Origin of the sequence: Pedococcus sp. KACC 23699, assembly GCF_045348425.1 — a bacterium.
Taxonomy (GTDB): Bacteria; Actinomycetota; Actinomycetes; order Actinomycetales; family Dermatophilaceae; genus Pedococcus.
Window position 1 is genome coordinate 1278339 of the sequence record NZ_CP157483.1, and the last position, 22437, is coordinate 1300775.

At 71.2% G+C, this 22437-nt stretch carries 17 protein-coding genes; 9 read left to right on the top strand and 8 right to left on the bottom strand.

The genetic code is table 11. The features are described from left to right. Positions 1-212: 212 nt before the first annotated feature. The 5 genes from ABEG17_RS05885 (at position 213) to ABEG17_RS05905 (ending at position 7069) form a co-directional block, all read left to right on the top strand. Positions 213-989: a CHAP domain-containing protein gene (locus tag ABEG17_RS05885; RefSeq protein WP_406832351.1), complete on the top strand. Its 777-nt coding sequence runs from the start codon at positions 213-215 to the stop codon at positions 987-989. A 127-nt stretch (positions 990-1116) separates the two neighbouring features. Further along, on the top strand, positions 1117-1824 hold the full coding sequence (locus tag ABEG17_RS05890; RefSeq protein ID WP_406832352.1) for a response regulator transcription factor: 708 nt from the start codon (positions 1117-1119) through the stop codon (positions 1822-1824). Continuing rightward, positions 1825-3315: a sensor histidine kinase gene (locus tag ABEG17_RS05895; protein WP_406832353.1), complete on the top strand. Its 1491-nt coding sequence runs from the start codon at positions 1825-1827 to the stop codon at positions 3313-3315. 50 nt (positions 3316-3365) lie between these two features. Continuing rightward, entirely contained in the window at positions 3366-4868 is a 1503-nt protein-coding gene (locus ABEG17_RS05900; protein WP_406832354.1) for a S1C family serine protease, read from the top strand. 182 nt (positions 4869-5050) lie between these two features. Further along, positions 5051-7069 carry a HelD family protein gene (locus tag ABEG17_RS05905; protein WP_406832355.1) on the top strand — a complete coding sequence of 673 codons (2019 nt, stop codon included), beginning with the start codon at positions 5051-5053 and terminating at the stop codon, positions 7067-7069. Here the strand turns inward: ABEG17_RS05905 and ABEG17_RS05910 are convergent. Then, positions 6993-8225: a hypothetical protein gene (locus tag ABEG17_RS05910; RefSeq protein ID WP_406832356.1), complete on the bottom strand. Its 1233-nt coding sequence runs from the start codon at positions 8223-8225 to the stop codon at positions 6993-6995. The genes ABEG17_RS05905 and ABEG17_RS05910 overlap by 77 nt on opposite strands. A gap of 70 nt (positions 8226-8295) precedes the next feature. Here ABEG17_RS05910 and ABEG17_RS05915 point away from each other — a divergent pair, with 70 nt between their 5' ends. Both ABEG17_RS05915 and ABEG17_RS05920 read left to right on the top strand, forming a co-directional pair. After that, on the top strand, positions 8296-8835 hold the full coding sequence (locus ABEG17_RS05915) for a CGNR zinc finger domain-containing protein (protein ID WP_406832357.1): 540 nt from the start codon (positions 8296-8298) through the stop codon (positions 8833-8835). Positions 8836-8879: 44 nt separating this feature from the next. Continuing rightward, positions 8880-9533: a hypothetical protein gene (locus tag ABEG17_RS05920; protein WP_406832358.1), complete on the top strand. Its 654-nt coding sequence runs from the start codon at positions 8880-8882 to the stop codon at positions 9531-9533. A 7-nt stretch (positions 9534-9540) separates the two neighbouring features. Here ABEG17_RS05920 and ABEG17_RS05925 read toward each other — a convergent pair whose 3' ends face one another. Then, on the bottom strand, positions 9541-10047 hold the full coding sequence (locus tag ABEG17_RS05925) for an NUDIX hydrolase (RefSeq protein ID WP_406833141.1): 507 nt from the start codon (positions 10045-10047) through the stop codon (positions 9541-9543). Continuing rightward, positions 10047-10793, bottom strand: coding sequence for a DUF4031 domain-containing protein (locus ABEG17_RS05930; protein WP_406832359.1), 747 nt, complete (start codon positions 10791-10793; stop codon positions 10047-10049). The genes ABEG17_RS05925 and ABEG17_RS05930 overlap by 1 nt, the downstream gene beginning before the upstream one ends. Positions 10794-10917: 124 nt before the next feature. Here ABEG17_RS05930 and ABEG17_RS05935 point away from each other — a divergent pair, with 124 nt between their 5' ends. Then, positions 10918-11208, top strand: coding sequence for a WXG100 family type VII secretion target (locus ABEG17_RS05935; RefSeq protein ID WP_406832360.1), 291 nt, complete (start codon positions 10918-10920; stop codon positions 11206-11208). Positions 11209-11270: 62 nt separating this feature from the next. On the opposite strand, the gene ABEG17_RS05940 is transcribed toward ABEG17_RS05935, so the two are convergent. The 4 genes from ABEG17_RS05940 to groL form a co-directional block, all read right to left on the bottom strand. Continuing rightward, the gene (locus ABEG17_RS05940) at positions 11271-13811 is read right to left on the bottom strand and encodes an ABC transporter permease (protein ID WP_406832361.1); all 2541 of its coding nucleotides are present in this window, start codon (positions 13809-13811) and stop codon (positions 11271-11273) included. A 2-nt stretch (positions 13812-13813) separates the two neighbouring features. Next, positions 13814-14683 (bottom strand): ABC transporter ATP-binding protein, encoded by an 870-nt coding sequence (locus tag ABEG17_RS05945; RefSeq protein WP_406832362.1) that lies wholly within the window; start codon positions 14681-14683, stop codon positions 13814-13816. Between the two features lie 167 nt (positions 14684-14850). Beyond that, positions 14851-16551 carry an alkaline phosphatase D family protein gene (locus tag ABEG17_RS05950; RefSeq protein ID WP_406832363.1) on the bottom strand — a complete coding sequence of 567 codons (1701 nt, stop codon included), beginning with the start codon at positions 16549-16551 and terminating at the stop codon, positions 14851-14853. A 122-nt stretch (positions 16552-16673) separates the two neighbouring features. Further along, positions 16674-18299 carry a chaperonin GroEL gene (gene groL / locus ABEG17_RS05955; RefSeq protein WP_406832364.1) on the bottom strand — a complete coding sequence of 542 codons (1626 nt, stop codon included), beginning with the start codon at positions 18297-18299 and terminating at the stop codon, positions 16674-16676. A 298-nt stretch (positions 18300-18597) separates the two neighbouring features. On the opposite strand from groL, the gene ABEG17_RS05960 reads away from it, so the two are divergent. Further along, positions 18598-19254: a DUF6226 family protein gene (locus tag ABEG17_RS05960; RefSeq protein WP_406832365.1), complete on the top strand. Its 657-nt coding sequence runs from the start codon at positions 18598-18600 to the stop codon at positions 19252-19254. Between the two features lie 151 nt (positions 19255-19405). Here ABEG17_RS05960 and ABEG17_RS05965 read toward each other — a convergent pair whose 3' ends face one another. Beyond that, positions 19406-22423, bottom strand: a complete 3018-nt coding sequence (locus ABEG17_RS05965) for an alpha-mannosidase (RefSeq protein ID WP_406832366.1) — start codon at positions 22421-22423, stop codon at positions 19406-19408. Positions 22424-22437 lie beyond the last annotated feature (14 nt).

The window sequence follows — 22437 nt, forward strand, 5'->3', positions numbered from 1 at the left end:
GATGGCTGGGGAGCGCTCCCCTTCCCATCCGAGCTCGCCGTAGGCACCGTATGAAAACTGTTGTGCTGCAATGCGATTCGGCAGCGCGCCGTAACCATACTCGGGACCTGATGGGGAGCTCTCCCCATCGCCGCGGCGGTCCTCCCCCTCCTACCTTCGGGTCAGCAGCCGGGCCGAGGTGGTCGGGCGCCAACACCGAGGGGATCACCGCCATGCTCAGCACCGCCATCACCCGCAAGCCCGTCCGCTTCGCCGTCGCCTCCATCGCCGGTCTCGGCCTGGCCGGGGGCATCGCCCTCGCGGCCGACGCCGCCACGGGCACCGTGAGGACCTCCGCCGCCAGCCTGTCGGTCCGCAAGGGCCCCGGCACGAGCTACGCCAAGGTCGGGACCGTGGCCAAGGGGACGAAGGTCAACATCATCTGCCAGACCACGGGCAGCTCCGTCAAGGGCACCTACGGCACCTCCAACATCTGGGACAAGATCGGCACCGGCCGCTTCGTCTCCGACGCCTACATCTACACCGGCTCCGACGGCCGGGTCGCGCCCACGTGCGGTGGCTCCACCCCGGCGCCCGGCACGCCCAGCGGCGTCATCGGCAACAACTACCCCTACAGCGGCCAGACCTCGGGCGTCGACCCCTGGAACTTCTACAAGGGCCAGTGCACCTCGTTCGCCGCGTTCCGCGCCCGCTCGGTCAAGCACGTGGGCTTCACCAACTCCTACAAGGGCCAGCACTGGGGCAACGCCAACCACTGGGACGACGCGGCTCGCGCAGCCGGCGTCCCCGTGAGCAGCACCCCCCACGTCGGCGACATCGCCCAGAGCGACGCCGGCGGCTTCGGCCATGTCGCCTACGTCGCCCGGGTCAACGCCAACGGCACCTTCGTCGTGGAGGAGTACAACTGGTCGAACCCGGAGCACTACGGCACCCGCACCGTCAGCCGCGGCTCGGCCCACGGCCAGTTCGACTCGTTCATCCGGTTCTGAACCGACCCGGTCACCGCCCTTCCTGACCGACACGAACGGCGCCCTCCCTTCGACGGGAGGGCGCCGCTCGCCACGCACCCAGTCGGCATACAGGCAACTCCCAGACTCTGCACCGACACTGGTGGGCGTGAACCATGCCGCGCCGGAAGCCCGCCTGCTCGTCGTTGAGGACGAGCCCAACATCCGTGAGCTGCTCGCCACGTCTCTGCGCTTCGCGGGTTTCGAGGTCCATGTCGCCGCCGACGGCGCCACCGCCCTCAACCTGGCCACCGCGCACCAGCCGGACCTGGTCGTCCTCGACGTGATGCTCCCGGACATGGACGGGTTCACCGTGACCCGCAAGCTGCGTGACACCGGACGCCAGCTGCCGATCGTCTTCGTCACCGCGCGAGACTCCTTGGACGACAAGATCAAGGGGCTGACCGTCGGGGGCGACGACTACGTCACGAAGCCGTTCAGCCTGGAGGAGGTCGTGGCGCGCATCAGGGCGGTGCTGCGGCGCACCCGCGGCGAGGTCGACGACTCCTCAGCGCTGCGTTTCGAGGACCTCGAGCTCGACGAGGACTCCCACGAGGTCAGGCGCGGCACCCGCTCGATCGACGTGTCCCCCACCGAGTTCAAGCTGTTGCGCTACCTCATGCTCAACCCCAACCGCGTGCTGTCGAAGGCGCAGATCCTCGACCACGTCTGGGACTACGACTTCCGCGGCGAGAGCGGCATCGTCGAGTCCTACATCTCCTACCTACGGCGCAAGATCGACACCGACGGCCTGCCGCCCCTGATCCACACCAAGCGCGGCGTGGGGTACGTCCTGCGCAAGCCCCCGGCGGCGTAGGTGACGGCCGGATCGACTCCGCCACCGCACCGACGGGCTCTGGACCGGGCCTCCCGCAAGCTCGAGGCGCTGCCACTTCGACTGCGCCTCATCGCGGTGATGCTCGTGCTCCTCCTGCTGGCCCTGACCCTCACGGCCTCGGCCACGGCGGTGCTCATGCGCCGGGACCTCATCAGCCGCGTCGACCAGCAGCTGCGCCTCGCGGCCGAACCCGTGGCGAGGCAGGCCTTCAACGACCTCGGCAGCGCGATCAGCGAGGGCATCCCGAACGGCTACGCGTTCGTCATCCTGCCCAACGACGGGCGGGCCCCGATCGCCGCCAACCCCATCGGCGAGCCCATGCACCCTGCGATCCCGCCGCTCACCGTCGACAGCACCCAGGTGCGCACCGGCGACCCCTTCACCATCGCGTCCAAGGAGGGGGATCTCAAATGGCGCGCCATCGCCGGAGCCCTGGGTGGCAGCCACGCCGTCGTGGTCGTGGCCGTCCCGCTGCGCAGCGTCGACCGCACCGTGAGCAAGCTCGTCCTGGTCGAGCTCCTCATCGGACTCAGCGTCCTCATCGCCTGCGCCGCCGGCGGATGGTATGCCGTGCAACGCGCCTTCCGTCCGCTGCGCCAGATCGAGGACACGGCATCGGCGATCGCGGCCGGGGACCTGACCCGGCGCATACCGACCCGAACGGCCAAGGACGAGGTGACCTCGCTGTCCCGCTCGCTCAACGTCATGCTCGCCCAGATCGAGGCGTCGTTCGCCCAGCGTGAGCAGTCCGAGGAACGCATGCGGCAGTTCGTCGCCGACGCGTCCCACGAGCTGCGCACCCCCTTGGCCGCGGTCCGCGGCTACGCCGAGCTCTACCGCCAGGGTGCCGTCCGGGAGCCGGCCGACGTCGCGAGCGCCATGTCGCGGATCGAGGGCGAGGCCGGCCGCATGAGCGGCCTGGTCGAGGACCTGCTGATGCTGGCACGCCTCGACGACGAACGGCCCCTGCAGATCTCAGACGTCGACCTGCTCGTGCTCGCCGCCGACGCCGCCCAGGACGCGCGCGCCATCGACACCACCCGTGCCATCACCGTGACCGGCCTCGAAGGGCCGCTCACGTCGACGACCGTGCCGGGCGACGACGCCAAGCTGCGCCAGCTCCTGGCCAACCTGCTCTCCAACGCGCTCAACCACACCCCGCACGGGTCACCGGTCGAGGTGGCCGTGGGCCTTCGCCGCGCGGACGGCATGGCGGTGGTGGAGGTGCGTGACCACGGCCCCGGTGTCGACCCGGACCAGGCGAAGAAGGTGTTCGAGCGCTTCTTCCGCGCCGACCCCTCCCGCGGCCGCGGCAGCGGCGGCGGCAACGGGCTCGGGCTGGCCATCGCGGCGGCCATCGTCGCCGGTCACTCCGGCCGGATCGGCGTCGCCCAGACGCCTGGCGGTGGTGCGACGTTCGTCGTGGAGCTGCCCACAGCAAACTCCCAGCCTGCGCCCAGCACTCCTTGACGTCGGGCTTGTTGACTGAGGTCATCAAGCCACTCAAGGAGCGCAGAGCCATGACCCAGATCCACGAGGAAACCCAGCCGGGCAGCGCCGGTGAGGGCGGCCAGCCTCCCCAGCGGCCCGACGAGACGCCTGCCGCGGTCCCTGCCGCAGCTGCCCAGCAGTCCCCCGCAGGGCCCACCGAGCCGTTCGCCCGACCCGACGACACGGCCCCCGTCTGGTACGGCCAGACCCAGTCCTTCCCCCACGACCCGCGCTACCCCAGCGCCTTCGGCGCGTACGGCAGCAGCGACCAGACCGCACAGCCACCGGCTGGGCCGCCCCCTCCCGCGTTCACGCGGGACGGCGCAGAGCCCGCCCAGCCGGCCAACCGGCGCCGATGGACGGAACTCACTGCCGTCGCGGTGCTCGCTGCCCTCCTCGCGAGTGGCGGCACCTACGCCGCGGCCCAGCTCACCGATGGGACGCAGGCATCCTCCCCCGCGTCGTCGTCGTCGACGCTGGGCCGCGGCACCAACAGCGCCCCGGTCGTGCAGGCCAACGCGACGAACCCGAACTGGACGGCCACCGCTGCCGCGGTCTCCCCGAGCGTCGTGTCGATCACCGTGGCCTCGAGCTCGGCTGAGGGGCAGGGCTCCGGCGTCGTCATCGACGGCAAGGGCCACATCCTCACCAACAACCACGTCGTCGCGGGAGCAGGACAGAATGCCAAGCTCACCGTGACCCTCAACGACGGGCGCACGTACGCCGCGACCGTCGCCGGCACCGACCCCAGCACCGACCTGGCGGTCATCACGCTGACCAACCCGCCCAGCAACCTCACCCCCATCGCGATCGGGAACTCCGACTCCATCAAGGTGGGCGACCCGGTCATGGCGATCGGCAACCCGCTCGGCCTCGCGGGCACCGTGACCACCGGCATCGTCAGCGCCCTCAACCGTCCTGTCACCACCGCAGCCGAGGACAACAGCCAGGGCCAGCAGCAGAACCCGTTCAGCCAGGGCCAGGCGCCGCAGACCCAGACCGGCGGTGGCGACGTCGTCACCAACGCGATCCAGACGTCCGCGGCGATCAACCCCGGCAACTCCGGCGGCGCGCTCGTCAACGCCTCCGGCCAGCTCATCGGGATCAACTCGGCCATCGCCAGCCTCGGCTCCTCCAGCGGCTCCAGCCAGAGCGGGAGCATCGGCATCGGTTTCGCCATCCCTGCGAACGAGGCCAAGTCGATCGCCACCCAGCTGATCGACAAGGGCAAGGCCGAGCACGCCTTCCTCGGGGTGAGCCTGTCTGACGGGACCGCCTCCGACGGCACCAGCCAGCGGGCCGGGGCACAGGTGTCCGAGCTGTCGGCCAACACCCCCGCTGCCCAGGCGGGGCTCAAGAAGGGGGACGTGGTCGTCGCGGTCGACGGGGACCGGGTCGACTCGGCCCTGGCACTCGTGGCCAACATCCGCGAGCGGGGCGTGGGCGACAAGGTCTCCCTCACCGTCCTGCGCGGTGGCAAGCAGCTGGACCTCACCGCGACCCTCGTGGCCAAGTCCGGCGCCACGCAGTAGTCCGGACCCGTGACGGCCGGGCGGTGCCTCCCCTCCCCTCCGGTGGGGTGCCGCCCGGTCCGTCGTCCGCTCGCCTTGGGGGCAGCGGGGTGAGCCAGCACTCACCCCGCTGCCCCCAGCACGAGGTCGCGGACGCGTAATCCGTTCGACCTGCGGGGCATCCGGTGGCAAGGTGGGTCCTTGTGTCTGCCGCCCCCGAACTCACGCGAGAGCAGGACTACCTCAGCACCGCCCGGGCGGCTCTGGCCCGGATGCGCGAGCAGACCCTCTCGCTGAAGGTCCAGGCCCACGACCCGATCTCCGCCGAGCACCTGGCCCGGACCCTGCACCTGCGGGCCGCGTCGTTGCAGGACGACCCGTCGACGACGTTGTTCTTCGGCCGGATCGACACCGACAGCGACGAGCGCTGGTACGTCGGCCGTCGCCACGTCGCAGACGACCGCGGCGACCCGCTGGTCATCGACTGGCGTGCGGGGATGTCCACGGCCTTCTACCGCGCCTCGCGGACCGAGCCGATGGGTGTGGTGCTGCGGCGGCGCTTCGGCCTCGACCGTGGCGCCATCACGGCGTACGAGGACGAGCACCTCCAGGACCGCGCCGAGCCCGAGGTGCACAGCCAGATCCTCGCGGAGGAGATCGAGCGTCCGCGCGTCGGGCCGATGCGCGACATCGTCGCCACCATCCAGCCCGAGCAGGACGAGATCGTCCGGGCAGGCGTCGAGCAGACGATCTGCGTCCAGGGCGCGCCCGGCACCGGAAAGACCGCCGTCGGCCTGCACCGGGCGGCCTGGTTGCTCTATGCGTTCCGCGACAAGCTCGCCCGTTCGGGCGTGCTGGTCATCGGCCCCAACCGCGCCTTCCTCGAGCACATCGGCGCCGTGCTGCCCGCCCTAGGCGAGGTGGCCGTCGGCCACACGACGATCGAGGAGCTCGTCGCCTCGGTCCCCGTTCGCGGCACCGACTCCACGGCCACGGCCGTCCTCAAGGGCGACGCCCGCATCGCCGAGGTCCTCCGTGCCGCCGTCTGGTCACAGGTGCGCCCGGCGACGGAGGCGCTCGTCGTCCCCCGCGGTGTGCGGAAGTGGCGCGTTCCCGCATACGAGGTCAACGAGATCGTGGACGAGCTGCGGACCCGCGGGGTGCGCTACGACGCAGCCCGCCAGATGCTCCCGCAACGCCTGGCGCACGCCGTGCTGCTGCAGATGGAGCAGGCCGGCGACTCCCCTGACGACCGGGTGCAGGACACCGTGGCCCGAAGCACCATCGTCAAGAAGTACGCCGCATCGGTCTGGCCTGCACTCGACGCCAAGGCGGTGCTGTTCTCGCTGCTGTCCGACGCGGCCGAGCTCGCACGGCACGCCGAGGACCACCTCAACGCCGAGGAGCAGGCGCTCCTCGTGTGGCCGAACCCCCCACGCAGCAAGGGATCTGCCCGCTGGTCACGTCCCGACACGGTCCTGCTCGACGAGCTCGCCGACCACATCGCCCGCACGCCGTCACTGGGGCACGTGGTGCTCGACGAGGCGCAGGACCTCTCGCCCATGCAGCTGCGCGCGGTCGGTCGACGCTGCTCGACGGGCGCCGCCACCGTCCTCGGCGACATCGCCCAGGGCACGACCCCCTGGGCCACCGACTCGTGGGAGTCGTCACTGGCCCACCTTGGCAAGCCCGGCAGCCACATCGAGGTGCTCGACCGCGGCTTCCGCGTGCCGGCCAGCGTGATCGAGTATGCCGCGCAGCTGCTGCCGCACATGGCCGCCGGGCTCGGTGCGCCGGTGTCCGTGCGCGACAACCCGGGCCGGCTCGATGTGCTGGCCGTCGACAGCGACGACCTGCTCGACGCGGTCGCCCGGGTCGTCGCAGGTGAGGTCCGGGAGCCCGGTTCGATCGGTGTCATCGTTCCGGACGCCTCGGTCGAAAGGTTTTCCATGTCGTTGCGGGCCAAGGGGATCGACCACGGGGTCCTGGGTCAGGACCACGGAGACATCGACCACCAGGTGGATGTCGTGCCGGCCACCGTGGCCAAGGGGCTGGAGTTCGACAGGGTCGTCGTCGTGGAGCCTGCCGCCATCGCCGCTGCCGAGCCCGACGAGCGCACCGGTCTGCGCCGCCTCTACGTCGTCCTCACCCGAGCAGTCTCCGCGCTGACCGTCGTCCACGCCGAGCCGCTGCCGGGCGCCCTCGCGACGGCGAACGGCTGACGCCACACACGAGCGGCACCCCGACCGCGACGACTCCCGCAGCACCCACGAGCAGGCGGTCCGCCCCCATGCCGACGACGGTGCCGGCCACCGCGGTCCCGGCCGAGGAGCAGGCCACCTTCGTCCCCGCCACGGTGACGAAGACCGAGCTCCGTGCCGCTGCCGGCGCGTACTCGCCGCGAGCAGCCAGGCTGAGCATCGTCTGGGGCGCCACGACGAGCCCCAGGACGGCATACGCAGCGAGCAGTGCGGGAATCGCACCTCCGGAAGCGACAGCGAAGAGCAGCGCCGGGACGAGGAGACCGGTCAGGACCACCATGCCCCGCTCCGGCCGGACGCTCGGCGGGAGCACGCTGAGGACGAGCGCCCCGGCGAGGTTGCCGATCCCGAACGCGCCGGCCACCCAGCCGCCGCGGCCCGCGCCGCGCGCCTCGCCCAGTCCGATGCCCGCCAGCACCGCTGCAGCCACGCCCGCCGCCGCGAGCCACGTCAGCAGTGCCACTCGTCGCAGTGCGCGGTGCTGCCACACGGCTGCCAGGCCGGCTCGGACCCCGACCACGTCGTGTCCGGGCGGTCCCGGCGCCGCCGCACGACCACGCGCGGCGGGCAGGCCGAGGACTCCCAGACCACCCGACGCTCCGGCGAGGCTCAGTGCCAGCAGGCCTCCCATTGGCAGGAGCAGGCTGGCAGCGAAGGCGACCAGGAGCGGTGCGACGGCACCGGAGACGCCGTAGGTCACCGCGTCGACAGCCTGGAGCCTGCGGGTCGGCACACCCGCAGGCCCTTGGGTGAGGATGCTGCTCAACCCTCCGGTCAGCAGGGGCCCGGTCGTCCCGGCTGCCAGGACCAGGAGGACCACGACGGGCAACGCGACCCGACCCAGCAGCACGCCGGCCGTGCCGAGGAGGACAGCAAAGGCGACGGCAGCGCCGGCCACCACCAGCCGGGGGTCACGGGCGCGGTCCAGGACCGGCGCGACGAGGAAGCCGAGGGCGTGCGGGGCAGTCAACGCGGCCCCGAGAACCCCTGCCGTCCGCAGTGGCGACGGGAGGTGGGTCGCCGAGCACAGCAGCACCATGGCCACCGTGGCCCCGGCATCCATCGAGCGCACGAGCACGGCGGCCACGACGAACACCGGCAACCGTCGCCCCTCCATGTGACACCCCTCTGACCGGTTACAGTGCGTCGAGGTTGTCAGCCCTCGTGTAACCAGTCAAACTGGTGACATGTCAATGGTCCACGTCGCAGGGAACGCCGCCCTCGACTTCGTGGGCACGGTGACCGAGCGGGGCACCCGCGACGAGGACGAGCTCGTGACGACGGACACGCTTGCCAGGTGGTACGTCGACGCCGGCCTGGTGAGCCGCCGCCCCACCGTGGACGAAGCAGACCTCACGGCCGCCGTCACCCTGCGCGAGCACCTGTACGCACTCGTCCGTTGCCTCGTCGACGGCACGCCCCTGCCCGATCACCACCGCACCGCGCTCAACCGCGCGGTCCGCGGGACGGGTCCGGTGGAGTCCCTCGACCGGAACGGCCGCCGGACGACACGCGGCGATGCCAGCGCCTGCCTCGTGGCGGTCGCCCGGTCGGCGATCGAGCTGTTCGACCGGACCGATGGGGCCGTGGTCCGGTTCTGCGCCGACGAGACCTGCACGCACCCCTTCCTCGACCGCTCCCGGACCAAGCGCCGCCGCTGGTGCGACATGGGTTCCTGCGGCGACCGGGCCAAGGTCCGGCGCCACCGCGCGCAGACGTCGAGCTGAGCCGGGTCGGCCCGCAGGGCCGCCACCTCTGGAACACTCGACGGGTGCCTGCGCTCATCACCTGGTGGAAGCTCGACCTCGCCGAGCTCGCTCCCGGCGCCCACCACGACGCCGTCCTGGCGATCGGCACCGACCTCATGCGGCGGTGGACCGAGCCGCACCGCGGCTACCACGGCACGCGTCACCTCGTGGAGGTCTTCTGGGCGCTCGAGGAGCTGGAGGAGGGCCAGGAGATCACTGCCCGCGAAGGGGCGCTGGGTCGACTGGCGGGGTGGTTCCACGACGCCGTCTACGACCCTTCGGCGCCCGGCGGGTCGAACGAGGTCGACAGCGCCGACCTCGCCCTCCGCGACCTGCAAGCCCTCCGCCTCGACGCCGACGACATCGAGACGGTGCGCGACCTGGTCCTCGCCACCAGCACGCACGACCTGCGAGCCGGGGGCCTGGCCGCCGCCTTCCACGACGCCGACCTGTGGATCCTCGGCGCCCCTGCTGAGCGCTACGCCGAGTACACCGGCCAGGTCCGCACGGAGTATGCCGCCGTGCCCGACGACGCGTTCCGTGCCGGGCGGGCGGCGATCCTGCGGCCGTTCCTCGACCGCGAGTCGATCTACGCGACGCAGACGGCTCGCGACCGCTGGGAGGGGGCCGCCCGCGCCAACCTGCTCCGTGAGTTCGAGGTCCTGGCAGCGCCCTGACCGGGGGTCAACCGCCCAGTCCGGCCGCGACCAGGGGCCACCAGAACTGCTGTCCCGCCCTCGCCTCGAACTCCTGCGGCTCGACCCACTGCGGGTCGTGCGCATCGTCCTCACGAGCCACGAGCTCGTCCCCGACGGCAGGCCACTCGGCGGCATACAGCTGCATGTAACCGCCGTCGCGGGGCCACCGCCCGGTCCTCGTGACCGGTTCGAACTGCTCGTGCCCGACCGGCACGAGGGTCGCGGGGTCGAGGTCGAGGCCGACTTCCTCGGCGACCTCCCTCACGACGCACTCGGTGACCGACTCGCCCTGCTCGCGCCACCCGCCCGGCGGTCCCCACTCGCCCCGTCGGGGGCTCCACGTCACGGCACACCAGCCACGGACGTCACGCAGCACCACCATGGCCGCGAAGACCTCTGCCTCGGGTGCGGGCTCGTTGGTCGCGGTCAGCACGACGTGCGCGACAGAACCGTCGGCGAACCTGACGTCGTCCAGCCGCAAGGGAGTCCGCATCACCGTGGGAACTCCTGGAGGTGGGTGACGAGCGGCCACCAGTGCCGCTCGCCGAGGTCCTCGGCGGCCTCGTCACGACGCACCCAGCGCCCGACGCCCGTGCCCAGGTCGTCGCGGGTGCCGAGCTCGGCGTGCCACAGGGCGAAGCACGCCTTGGGCGCGGGCCACGGGTAGTCGGCGTCGGGTACCGGCACGGTGTTCCGGACGTACCCCAGCAGCTCGGGATCGAGGCGGTGCCCCTGACCTGCGACCACCGCGAGCAACCGCCCCAGGGCATCCTGCGGGGACAGGGCGCCCACGGGGGCGGACGGCAGGTCGAGTCCCCCGGTGAGACGTTGCAGGACGAGCAGCTCCGGGCCGCGCACCAGGGCGAGGCGCACGACCACCGTGCTGGCGGGCGGCTCGGCCTGACGCGAGCTGATGACATCGGCCCGGGAGCCGGGAGGCAGCCACGACGCCTCAGGGACCGAGTGGATCACCTTCTCGTGCTTGCGTTTCTGGATCCGCAGTCCACTGCGCTGCAGGATGCGCACGATCTCCTTACCCGGCACCTCCTGGGCGCCGGCGGCGACGAGCGCGGCGTACCGTTCCTGCGGCACGTCGTAGTGGTCACCCTCGAATCCGCGACGGGGAATCCCTTGCGCTGCGGCGAAGTCGTGCAGCTCGGCGTATGAGGTGTCGCTGATCAGGTGGGACCACAACCGTCCGTGGGCGGGCCACGCCGGCGGGTCGATCCAGATGCTCACGAGCCGACGCTACCTCGCCCCGGCCGCCCCTGTGGAAAACCCCGCGGCCGGTGAGGCCGTCGCCCCTAGCCTCACAGGGAATTGGTGTCACGGGGGCACCGACGACCCGTGAGGAGGGACGGTCATGACCGCACAGTTCCAGGTGGACACCGGCCAGATCCAGGCAGCATCGGGCGACATCGCCCGCATCTCGAGCGAGATCGACGGGCAGGTGAGCGCGATGATGGCTCGGCTGGGCGGCCTGCAGGGAGCGTGGACCGGCACCGCGTCCACCCGGTTCCAGGCGCTCGTCACCGAGTGGCAGGGCACCCAGCGGCAGGTGCGTGCGTCGCTCGACTCGATCGGCACGGTGCTCGCGGCCGCAGGGGTGCAGTACGCCGAGACGGAGGCGCAGACGCTCCGGATGTTCAGCTGAAGCGGCGCCGCCCGGACCGTGGGCCCGGCTCGGGCGGCGCCTGTCCCGTGCCGCGACGGCGGCTACTCGGTGGTGATCGCGCGCAGCACGTCCAGGCGCGCGGCCCTTCGGCCGGGCCAGAGCGCTGCGAGCACACCGACGAAACCGGCAAGCACCACGAAGATCGCGAGCTGCAGGCCGGGGATCGCGAGGACGTCGATCCCCTGGTCGGCGAGACTGCGCTGCAGCGCCCACCCCGCGACCAGGCCCAGGACGACGCCGAGCACCGCACCGAGCAGCGCGATCGCCACCGACTCGAGGCGCAGCATCGTCCGCAGCTGGCGGCGGCTCAGGCCGACCGCGCGCAGCAGGCCGATCTCGCGGGTTCGTTCGATCACCGACAGCGCCAGGGTGTTGATGATCCCGAGGATGGCGATGATCACGGCGAGCCCGAGCAACGCGTAGATGATGTAGAGCAGCTGGTCGATGGGTGCCCGCTGCTCGGCGGCGAAAGCGTCCTGGTCCTTGAGCGTCACCGTCGGCACGTCGGCGATGACCTTCTCGATCGCCGCCTGCACGGCGGCCGGGTTCGCACCGCGGTCGCGCACCACGAAGTCCGCGCTGTCCTGCTCGGGCACACCCGCCGCCCTGGCCGTCTGGAGGCTGATGAGGATCGAGTTGGGGACCGATGCCGACGGGACGAAGATGCCGCCGACGGTGTAGGTGTCCTGCTGGCCGGCGACCTCTCCACGGACGGTGCTGCCGACCGCCAGCTGTTGCTTCGCGGCCCGGTCCTGCGACACGAGCACGGTCTTGCCGGTGAGCTTGGTGAGTGAGCCGGCCGAGAACTCCAGCGGCACCGCCTTCTCGAAGGCTGCCGGGTCGATGGCGGCCGCGAACCCGCGATCACCGTCGAGCGAAACGGCCAGGTAGCGCAAGGGGCTCACCGTCGCCACGCCGGGCACGGCGGCGATGTCCTTGGTCACCTGGGTCGAGAAGGGCTGTCCGACGGCGTTGGAGACGACGTAGTCCGCGGCGAAGGTGGTGCTGATCGACTTGTCGACGCTGGCCTTCGCCGAGGCGCCGAACACCGACATCATCGCGACCAGCGTGAGGCCGATCATCAGGGCGGAGGCCGTGGCAGCGGTGCGGCGGGGGTTGCGGACGGCATTCTGCTCGGCCATCACCCCGACCGCCCCGAAGAGCCGCCGATAGACCCAGCCCAGCAACGCGATCACCGGCCGGCCGATCACCGGGGAGGTGAGGATCGCCGCGAGCACGAGCCCGAGCACGCCACCGCCGACCCAGTAGGCGCTGTTGTCGACCGAGGTGAAGGCACCGAGCCAGGTGGCGAAGAGGCCGGCCACGAACAACACGGACCCGAGCCACACCCGGCGGTGCAGGGTGGACTCAGGCAGCGCGACGTCGTCACGCATCGCCGCCACCGGGGGCATCGCGCCGGCGCGGCGGGCCGGCAGGTAGGCCGCCACCATCGTCACGACGAGCCCCACGGCATACGCGATGAGGGCGGTGCGGGGCTGGAACACCAGCGGCGACCCGCTGAGGTCGAGCCCGAACTGCGCGAACAGCGTCCGGATCCCGATGGCGAGCAGGAAGCCGCAGCCCAGACCCACGGTCGAGCCGAAGAGACCGACGACGAACGCCTCGAAGAGCACCGACCGGGTGACCTGGTGCCGGCCCGCACCGAGGGCGCGCAGCATCGCGAGCTCCCGGCTGCGCTGGGCGACGAGGATCGAGAAGGTGTTGATGATGAGGAACGACCCCACGAACAACGCGATCCCGGCGAACACGAGCAGGAAGACGTTGATGAAGTTGAGCGCCTTGTTGACCCCCGTGGCGGTCTCCTTGGCGACCGAGGCACCCGTGACCGCCTCGAACCCGGACGGGAGCTTGGCCTGCACGGCCTTGGCCAGGTCCTCGGCGCTGGTGCCGTCCTTCGCGGTGACCCACGCGTCGGTGAACTGGTCCTTGCCGCCGTAGTAGAGCTGCTGGGCTGTCCTGGTGTCGAAGAAGGCCAGCGTCGCCCCCACGAGGCCACCCTTGAACTCGGCAAGGCCCACGAGCTTCGCCGTGACGATGGGCCGCGTCCCGCTCGTCACGAGTCGCACGGTGTCCCCGACCACGTAACCCGCGCGCTCGGCGGTGCCCACGTCGAGGACCACCTCCCCGCTCGTGCTCGCCCAACGCCCCTTCGACAGGGTCGCCGGTGGGTCGCCGGCGGAGGTGGGCGCGTCGTTGTGGCTGAGGCCGAGCCCGGGCGGTCCCCCGCCGCCGATGATCTTGCCCTTCGTGGAGATGACGAACGTCGTGGGGTCGCTGACGTTGCCGTCGGCGCGGGCCACCCCCGGGACGGACCGCAGCGAGGCGACCAGGGTTGCCGGCACCGTCTTGGACGTGGGGCCCGAGTTGAAGTCCGAGCTGGCGGTGACCGGGCGGACGACCACGTCGCCGACGGTGTTGACGATGCCGTCGAACGCCTTGCCGAGGGTGTCGGTGAAGATGAACGACCCCGACACGAACGCGACACCCAGGATGATCGCGAAGGCGCTCATGAACAACCGCAGCTTGCGGCCGAGCAGGCTCTTCCAGCTGGCGCGCAGCATCGTCAGGCCTCCGGCGCGGTGACGCCCGGGGTGGTGACGCCCGGGGCGGTGGCACCCGGTGCGGTGGCGCCCGGCGCCGCTGGGGACTGCAGGCGAGTGTCCAGGCGCTTCATCCGCTCGAGGATCTTCTCGGCGCTGGGCTCGCGCATCTCGTCGACGACGACACCGTCGGCGAGGAAGACCACCCGGTCCGTGTGGGCGGCCGCCACCGGGTCGTGGGTCACCATGACGATCGTCTGGCCGAACTCGTCGACGCTGCGCCGCAGGAAGTTCAGCACCTCGGCGCCCGACGTCGAGTCGAGGTTGCCCGTCGGCTCGTCGGCGAACACGATCTCGGGCTTGCTCACCAGGGCTCGGGCGCAGGCGACGCGCTGCTGCTGGCCGCCGGACAGCTCGCCCGGGCGGTGGCTGAGTCGGTCGCGCAACCCCACCGTGTCGATGACGAGGTCGAACCACGACGGCTCGGCCCTGCGTCCGGCGATGGCCAGCGGCAGGAGGATGTTCTCCTCCGCGTTGAGCGTGGGGATCAGGTTGAAGGACTGGAAGACGAAACCCACCCGGTCTCGTCGCAGGGTGGTCAGCGCCTTGTCCTTGAGCTGGGTGATGTCGACGTCGCCGATGTAGACCTCACCCGCGGTGGCCGCATCTAGGCCGGCGGCGCAGTGCATCAGCGTCGACTTTCCCGAGCCCGATGGCCCCATGATCGCGGTGAACTCGCCGGCGGCGATGTCAAGGCTGACCCCGGCCAGCGCCCGGACCTCGGCCTCACCCTTGCCGTAGACCTTCGTCAGCTCCCGGACTCGGGCGGCCGGCCCTCGCGTCCCGTCGTCGGAGGGCGCGGACCTGGTGGTGGACGAAGGGGTGGACGTCATCGGGACTCCCTGGCTCGGGTGGTGGTTCTCACGGGTGACAACGCTAGGGGCGCCCACAATGCTCCACCCTCGGGTTCGACCCCGAGCCGCCCCTGACCAGACCCTGAGCCGTGCGAGCCGGAGCGCGGGGACAAAACGGCCGCAACGGGGACAGACAGGGACGGACGTCAGCTGATGACGACCCGCGCCACCTGCTCGAGGTCGGGCGCGTCATACCGCTCCCCCTTGACGACCCCCATGTCCCAGCGCATCACCAGGCCGCGACCGCGGACCTCAAGGGTCGCGAGGTTGTTGTCGAACCACGGACCCTCGGTCATCGGCCAGTCGTATGGCGCGTTGGGCACCTTGGCGGTGCGCCGCACCAACAGCTTCAGCGGGCGCGCCAAACCGTTGCCCAGCATCGCCTGGGCGATGCGGGCCTGCCGGGGCAGGGGGTTGCGGATCGGGGAGCAGACCGCCTGGATGATGCGGCTGGAGCCCGGGGCGAGCTGGTGGTGCTCGATCTCGGTGACGTAGGAGTTGTGGACGTCGCCGGACAGGAACGTGATCGTGCCGGGCGCCTTCCCGCGCCTGCCGTCCGCGACCTCGATGACCATGGCGAGGACCTTGGCGAAGCCCTCCTGGAAGGCAGCCCAGTGCTCGAGGTCCAGGGCGCGGCGCATCTTCTCGCCCCACACGGCCACGCGCGGACCCCAGGCGCCCTCGGCCATCGCCTCGTTGATCGCCTCGAGGTCGTGGATGCCCTGCGCCATGAGGAACGGCAACGAGGTGCCGATGAACAGGTGGTCGACGTCGCCGCGCAGCTGCTCGTCCAACCAGGCCATCTCGTCGTCGTCGAGGATCGAACGTCGGTCCGGTTCGAGCAGCCGCGCCGCCCTGCTGTCGACCACGACGAGCCGGGACTCGCCCAGGTCGCGGGCGTAGCTCCACCGGTAGGTCTCGGGGTGCTGGTCGACCCGGGCAGCGAGGGTGTCGAGCACCTCGGTCAGGTCGAGCTCGCCGTCGGCCCCTGACTCCGCGTGCCGGGCGATGAGCTGCCAGACCTCGTCACGCGCCAGCTCCTCGGGCCCGAGGTTGCCGATGTGCTGGTAGACCCAGTAGGACGCCAACCCCCCGACGATGCGGTCGTGCCACCACGGCTTCTGGTTCATCTCGCGGTGCCAGTCCTGCGAGGTGTTCCAGTCGTCGCGGATGTCGTGGTCGTCGAAGATCATGGCGCTCGGCAGGGTCGACAGCAGCCACCGGTTGAGCGGGTCGGTCCACGCCAACCGGTAGAGGTGGGCGTACTCCACGTAGTCCTTGAGCTCCTCGCCCGGCGGCTCGTCGAGGCTGCGGCGCGCGGCGATGAACTCGCGCATCTCCTCGGAGGTCTCGTCGGCGTAGACCTGGTCACCGAGGAAGACCACCAGGTGCGGCCACAGCGCCGGGTCGGTCCGGGTCAGGTGGTGGGCGTATGCCCGCAGGGCGTCGACGCCGTTGCTCTTGTTGCCCTCCGCGTCGTGCGGCACGCTCGTGCGGCACGAGCCGAAGGCCATCCGGGTCGGCTCGCTGTGGACCAGGGTCGTGATCCGGCTCGGCGGGAGGGTCGCGGCGAGGGTTCCGGTCGCCTCGGCGGTGCACGGCCACACCTGCACACCGTCGATGTCGACCTGGTACTCGCTGGTCTGCCCCGGCTCGAGCCCGTCGAGGACCACGAGGGCGTAGTGGTGGCCGTGGGCGGCGAACGTCGGCGCCTGCCACGACCGGTCGAAAGCCCGCACGGTGACGGTCGCCGCGTGCGAGGTCTGGACCCAGACGGTGGCGCTCGTCTCCCCCACATAGCGAAGCAGGGGGCCAAGGGCGAGGGGACTGTCGTCGAGATCGGGCACCCACTGTTTCTACACGCACCGCCCGTCCCGTGGGTGCCGAACCCCCCTCGACGCCGAAGGGCGGCCCCCCTCTCGGGGAACCGCCCTTCGTGTCGTGCTGGTGACGCGGTGAGGAGCTGGGCTCAGAAGCCCATGCCACCCATCTCGTCGCCACCGGGGGCAGCAGCGGCAGCCTTCTCGGGCTTGTCCGCGATGACGGCCTCGGTGGTGAGGAACAGCGCGGCGATCGACGCGGCGTTCTGCAGCGCGGAACGCGTCACCTTCGCCGGGTCGATGATGCCCGCGGCGATGAGGTCGACGTACTCGCCGGTCGCGGCGTTGAGGCCGTGTCCGGAGGGCAGGTTGGAGACCTTCTCGGAGACGACGCCGCCCTCGAGGCCGGCGTTGATCGCGATCTGCTTGAGCGGAGCGGACGCGGCGACGCGGACGATGTTCGCGCCGGTGGCCTCGTCACCCTCGAGCTCGAGCTTCTCGAACGCAGCCTTGGTGGCCTGGAGCAGGGCCACGCCACCACCGGCGACGATCCCCTCCTCGACGGCAGCCTTGGCGTTGCGCACGGCGTCCTCGATGCGGTGCTTGCGCTCCTTGAGCTCGACCTCGGTCGCGGCACCGGCCTTGATGACTGCAACGCCACCGGCCAGCTTGGCCAGGCGCTCCTGCAGCTTCTCGCGGTCGTAGTCGCTGTCCGACTTGTCGATCTCGGCGCGGATCTGGTTGACGCGACCCTGGATCTGGTCGTTGTCGCCCGCACCCTCGACGATCGTGGTCTCGTCCTTGGTGACGACGACCTTGCGCGCACGGCCGAGCAGGTCGAGCTCGGCGGTGTCGAGCTTGAGGCCGACCTCCTCGGAGATGACCTGGCCACCGGTGAGGATGGCGATGTCGGCCAGCATGGCCTTGCGACGGTCACCGAAGCCCGGGGCCTTGACGGCGACGGACTTGAAGGTGCCACGGATCTTGTTGACCACCAGGGTGGACAGGGCCTCGCCGTCGACGTCCTCGGCGATGATGAGCAGTGGCTTGCCGGACTGCATGACCTTCTCGAGGAGGGGCAGCAGGTCCTTGATGCCGGAGATCTTGGAGTTCACGACGAGGACGTAGGCGTCCTCGAGCACGGCCTCCATGCGCTCGGTGTCAGTCACGAAGTAGTGGCTGATGTAGCCCTTGTCGAAGCGCATGCCCTCGGTGAGCTCGAGCTCGAGACCGAAGGTGTTGCTCTCCTCGACGGTGATGACGCCTTCCTTGCCGACCTTGTCCATGGCCTCGGCGATCATCTCGCCGATCAGGGGGTCAGCAGCGGAGATCGAGGCGGTCGAAGCGATCTGCTCCTTGGTCTCGACGTCCTTGGCCATCTCGAGCAGCTGGGCCGTGACGGCCTCGACGGCCTTCTCGATGCCGCGCTTGAGGGCCATCGGGTTGGCGCCTGCCGCGACGTTGCGCAGACCCTCCTTGACGAGGGCCTGGGCCAGCACGGTGGCGGTGGTGGTGCCGTCGCCGGCGACGTCGTCGGTCTTCTTGGCGACCTCCTTGACGAGCTCGGCACCGATCTTCTCGTACGGGTCGTCGAGCTCGATCTCCTTGGCGATGGACACGCCATCGTTGGTGATCGTGGGGGCGCCCCACTTCTTCTCGAGGACGACGTTGCGGCCCTTCGGACCGAGGGTGACGCGGACGGCGTCGGCGAGGATGTTCATGCCCCGCTCGAGGCCGCGACGTGCCTCTTCATCGAATGCGATGATCTTGGCCATTCGGGTGGTTCCTCCCACGCGAATCGTGTGTGGCGGCCTCGCCGTGCCCGCGACGGACGGCCCGGTTCCGGCGGCTCACGTCGCACACGTTCCCCGGACCTCACTTTGAGGCCATGATTGTCACTCTCATGATTAGAGTGCTAACGCCATTATTGGCACTCTCCCCCTGAGAGTGCAAACGCCTCCCGCCACCTCCGAGACCACCCGTGCGACCACCCGGCCGCCACCAGGGTCACGTCACCCCGGGCGCCGCGAAAACCGGGCGACGGGACCGGACCCCGCGGCATACCGTCGGATCGTGGACCGGGACGCGCTGGACGTGGCGCTCGACGAGGCCTTCGCCACCACGGCGCGGGGGCTGTCGGAGTGGCCGGACCCGCGTGTCGGGTGGGAGCCCGGGCGCTCCCCGCCGCAGGAGTGGTACTCCCGCGTGCTCGACCCTGACAAGTACCGGCTGCTGGGCGCCCGGTGGGCAGCGTGGGTCCGGGTCCTCACCGAGGCCGGCCTGGCCGAGCTGAAGGACGGGGACGCTGCCGAATGGCATGACCTCCCCGGGGTCGTCGTCACCGGCACCGCCCGACTCGTCCCGAGCGCTGCGGGGGCCCTTCCGCTGGTGGTCGCCCACACGCGCATCGACGAGACCCCGGACGCCGGGGTGGCAGTCGGGGTCGGCGATCCCGCGTGGATGGTGGCCGTGATCCCCTTCTGCGGGTGCGATGCCTGCGACGACGGCTCCGATCCGCTCGTCGAAGAGCTCGACGACGCGGTGTGGGGCGTGGTGAGCGGCGCGTTCCGGTTGGTCCGGGACGGCGACCGTCGAGTCCTGACCCTCGGGCCGATGAGCGCTCGGCTGTGGTCCGCGCAGGGTGAGTTCGAGCCGGACGAGCCTGCGCAATGGTTGGCCGACCCCGGTGGACGCACCCTCGTGCAGGGACAAGCCTGGGACGCGGTCTGAACCACGGCCCCCGCGGCCATGGTCACTGTGATCACTCGGCGTCGTTGGCTCAGGTCGCGCCGGGCGCCGTGCACTCACTGTGATCACTTGCCGTCGTCGGTGCCACCACGTGCCATGGCGGTCCCCACCGAGCCGATGCAGAGCTCGAGCTTCATCGGGTGAAGCGCAGGGTCACCACCTGGAACGGGCGCAGCGCCAGCCTGACCCCGCCGTCGACGACCTCGACCCCCTCGGTGGGCAGCGGGCGTTCGAGCAGGTCGACCGTCTCGACGCCCGTGTGCTCCAACCCGGCCAGCACGGTCGCCGAGCCCCGGGACCCCAGCGACTCGTAGAGCCGGACGACCACGTCACCGGAGCGGTCGTCAGCCAGCTTGACCGCCTCGACGACGGCCGAGCCCGCGGTCACCGAGACCAGCGGCTCCACGGCCGCTCCCGAGCCCCGGACCACCCGCAGCGGCAGGTTGACGCGGTACCCCTCCCGGATGGCGTCGGCGATGTCGGCGCCCGGGACCACGGCATACCGCAGTCGGTGCACACCGAGGTCTGCGACGGGGTCAGGGCTCTGCGGCGCCCGGAGGAGGGAGAGCCGGACCTGCGTCGTCGTGCCGCCGCCCTCGCGGTCGCGACGGGTGACGTCGTGGCCGTAGGTCGAGTCGTTGACCACTGCGGCGCCGTAGCCGGGCTCGCCGGCGTGGACCCAGCGATGGGCGCAGATCTCGAACTTCGCCGCGTCCCAGGACGTGTTGGTATGGGTCGGGCGGTGGACGTGGCCGAACTGCACCTCGGCGGTCGAGCGCTCGGTCGTCACGTCGAGGTCGAACCCGGCCTTGAGGATCTTCTCGCGTTCGCGCCAGTCGACCTCGGTGTCGACGTCCACGCGGGGCTCCCCGGGCGTCAGCGTCAGCAGCTGCGTGACCGACGACTCCCCGAACCGGCGCTCCACGCGCACGCCACCGTCCACCACCGAGACCGACGAGACCTCGGTGAGGTCGGTCCACGTGTGTCGGTAGGACGCGTCCAGGTCCCAGGCGTCCCACGCGGCGGGGGTGTCCGGGTGCAGCTGGAGGAGGTTGCCGGCTGATCCCGGGGCCAGCGCCTCACGGCCGGTCGCGGTGTCGACCACCGACGTGAGCAGGCCCCGGGCGTCGACGACCGCCCGGATGAGACCGTTGGACAGCACCCATCCCTCGCCCTCGGCGACCACTTCGACATCGGCAACTGCCGGCCCACCCGACGAAAGCGGACCTGCGGCGCCGCCGGCGACGCCCGAACGTTCGTGCGGGGCCGCGTTGAAGACGACCTCGACGTCGCCCTCTCCGGCCAGGGAGGCCTGGGCCGACTCGATGATCGCCGCGAGCTCGGCAGCCACCACCTCGTAGTTGGCGACCGCCTCGCGGTGCACCCACCCGATCGACGACCCGGGCAGGATGTCGTGGAACTGCTGCAGCAGCACCACCTTCCAGATCCGGTCCAGCTCCTCAGCCGGGTATGTCGCCCCGGCGCGGACCGTGGCCGTGCTCGCCCAGAGCTCGGCCTCGCGGAGCAGGTGCTCGCTGCGGCGGTTGCCCTGTTTGGTCCTGGCCTGCGACGTGTAGGTGCCGCGGTGCATCTCGAGGTAGAGCTCACCGACCCAGACCGGGGCGTCGGGGTACTCCGCCTCGGCCTTGGCGAAGAAGGCGTCCGGGCGCTCCACCTCGATCCGCGGCGAGCCGTCGAGGTCCTTCAGCCGCGCAGCGCGGGCGAGCATCTCGCGCGTGGGGCCACCACCACCGTCGCCCCAGCCGAACGGCAGCAGCGAGCGCGTCGCGTCCCCCTTGTCGGAGAAGTTGCGGGCGGCGTGCGCGACCTCGGCGCCCGAGACCTCGGAGTTGTAGGTGTCGGCGGGCGGGAAGTGGGTGAAGACGCGGGTGCCGTCCAGCCCCTCCCAGCGGAAGGTGTGGTGCGGGAACCGGTTCGTCGTGTTCCACGAGATCTTCTGCGTCAGGAACCACTGCGACGCCGAGAGCGCGATGAGCTGCGGCAGGGCGGCGGTGTACCCGAACGAGTCCGGCAGCCACACCTCGCGGGTCTCGATCCCGAACTCGTCGAGGAAGAACCGCTTCCCGTGGTTGAGCTGACGGGCCAGCGCCTCGCCGCCAGGCATGTTCGTGTCGGACTCGACCCACATCCCGCCGACGGGCACGAACCGACCTTCGCGCACCCGCTCGAGCACCCCGCGCCATACCTCGGGCCGGTGGTCGCGCAGCCACGCGAACTGCTGCGCCGACGACATGGCGTAGACCAGCTCGGGGTGGTCGTCCATGAGGGCCAGGACGTTCGAGCTGGTGCGGGCGACCTTGCGGACGGTCTCGCGCACCGGCCACAGCCACGCCGAGTCGATGTGGGAGTGGCCGACAGCAGAGATGCGGTGGGCGCTCGCCCGAGCAGGGGTGGCAAGGACACCGGCGAGCAAAGCCCTTGCAGCAGAGGCCGATAGAGCGATGTCGGACGTGTCGAGGGCGTCGCACGACCGGTCGATCGCCCGCAGCAGCTGCCACTGCCGAGGGTCACCCTCGGGTAGCTCGGCCGCCAGCTGCCCGAGCACCTCGAGGTCCTGCTGGAGCTCCCACACCTCCTGCTCGAACACCGCGAGCTCGGCGCGCACCACGACGTACCGAGGCTCGTCACCGGCGGTGAGCCGGTCACCGAGCGGCGACGGCCGGAAGTCGAACCCCCCACCCCCGAGCAGTAGCGGGTTGGACGCGGCCTCGACGAACAGCTCGACCTCCTCGCCCCCCGCAGCCTCGTCGGCCACCCGCACCCACTGGTTGTGCGGGTTGAGCCCCTTCACCGGGGTGCCGTCGGCGCGGTGGACGAGCCCTTCGACGTGGAACCCGTCGTGGCCCGGGTCGAACCCTAGGTCGAGGCGCAGGTCCACCCGACGACCCGCGTACGAGTCAGGCACGGTCGCGCGGATGCGCCACCAGGTGGTGCCCCACGGCGGGCCCCACCGGTCGCCGACCTGCGCCTGGGCGAAGGGCGCGGTCAGGCCCTCCTCGACGGGCACCGGCTCGCCCGGTGCGTCCCAGCGGCCGAGGTCGACCGGCGTCGGCGCGGACCAGACTTCGTCCTCGACCCGCTGCAGGGTCCGGCGCAGGCGGGCTTCGATCAGGCGGCGGTCGTCGTGCACGGGTGCTCCTCGGC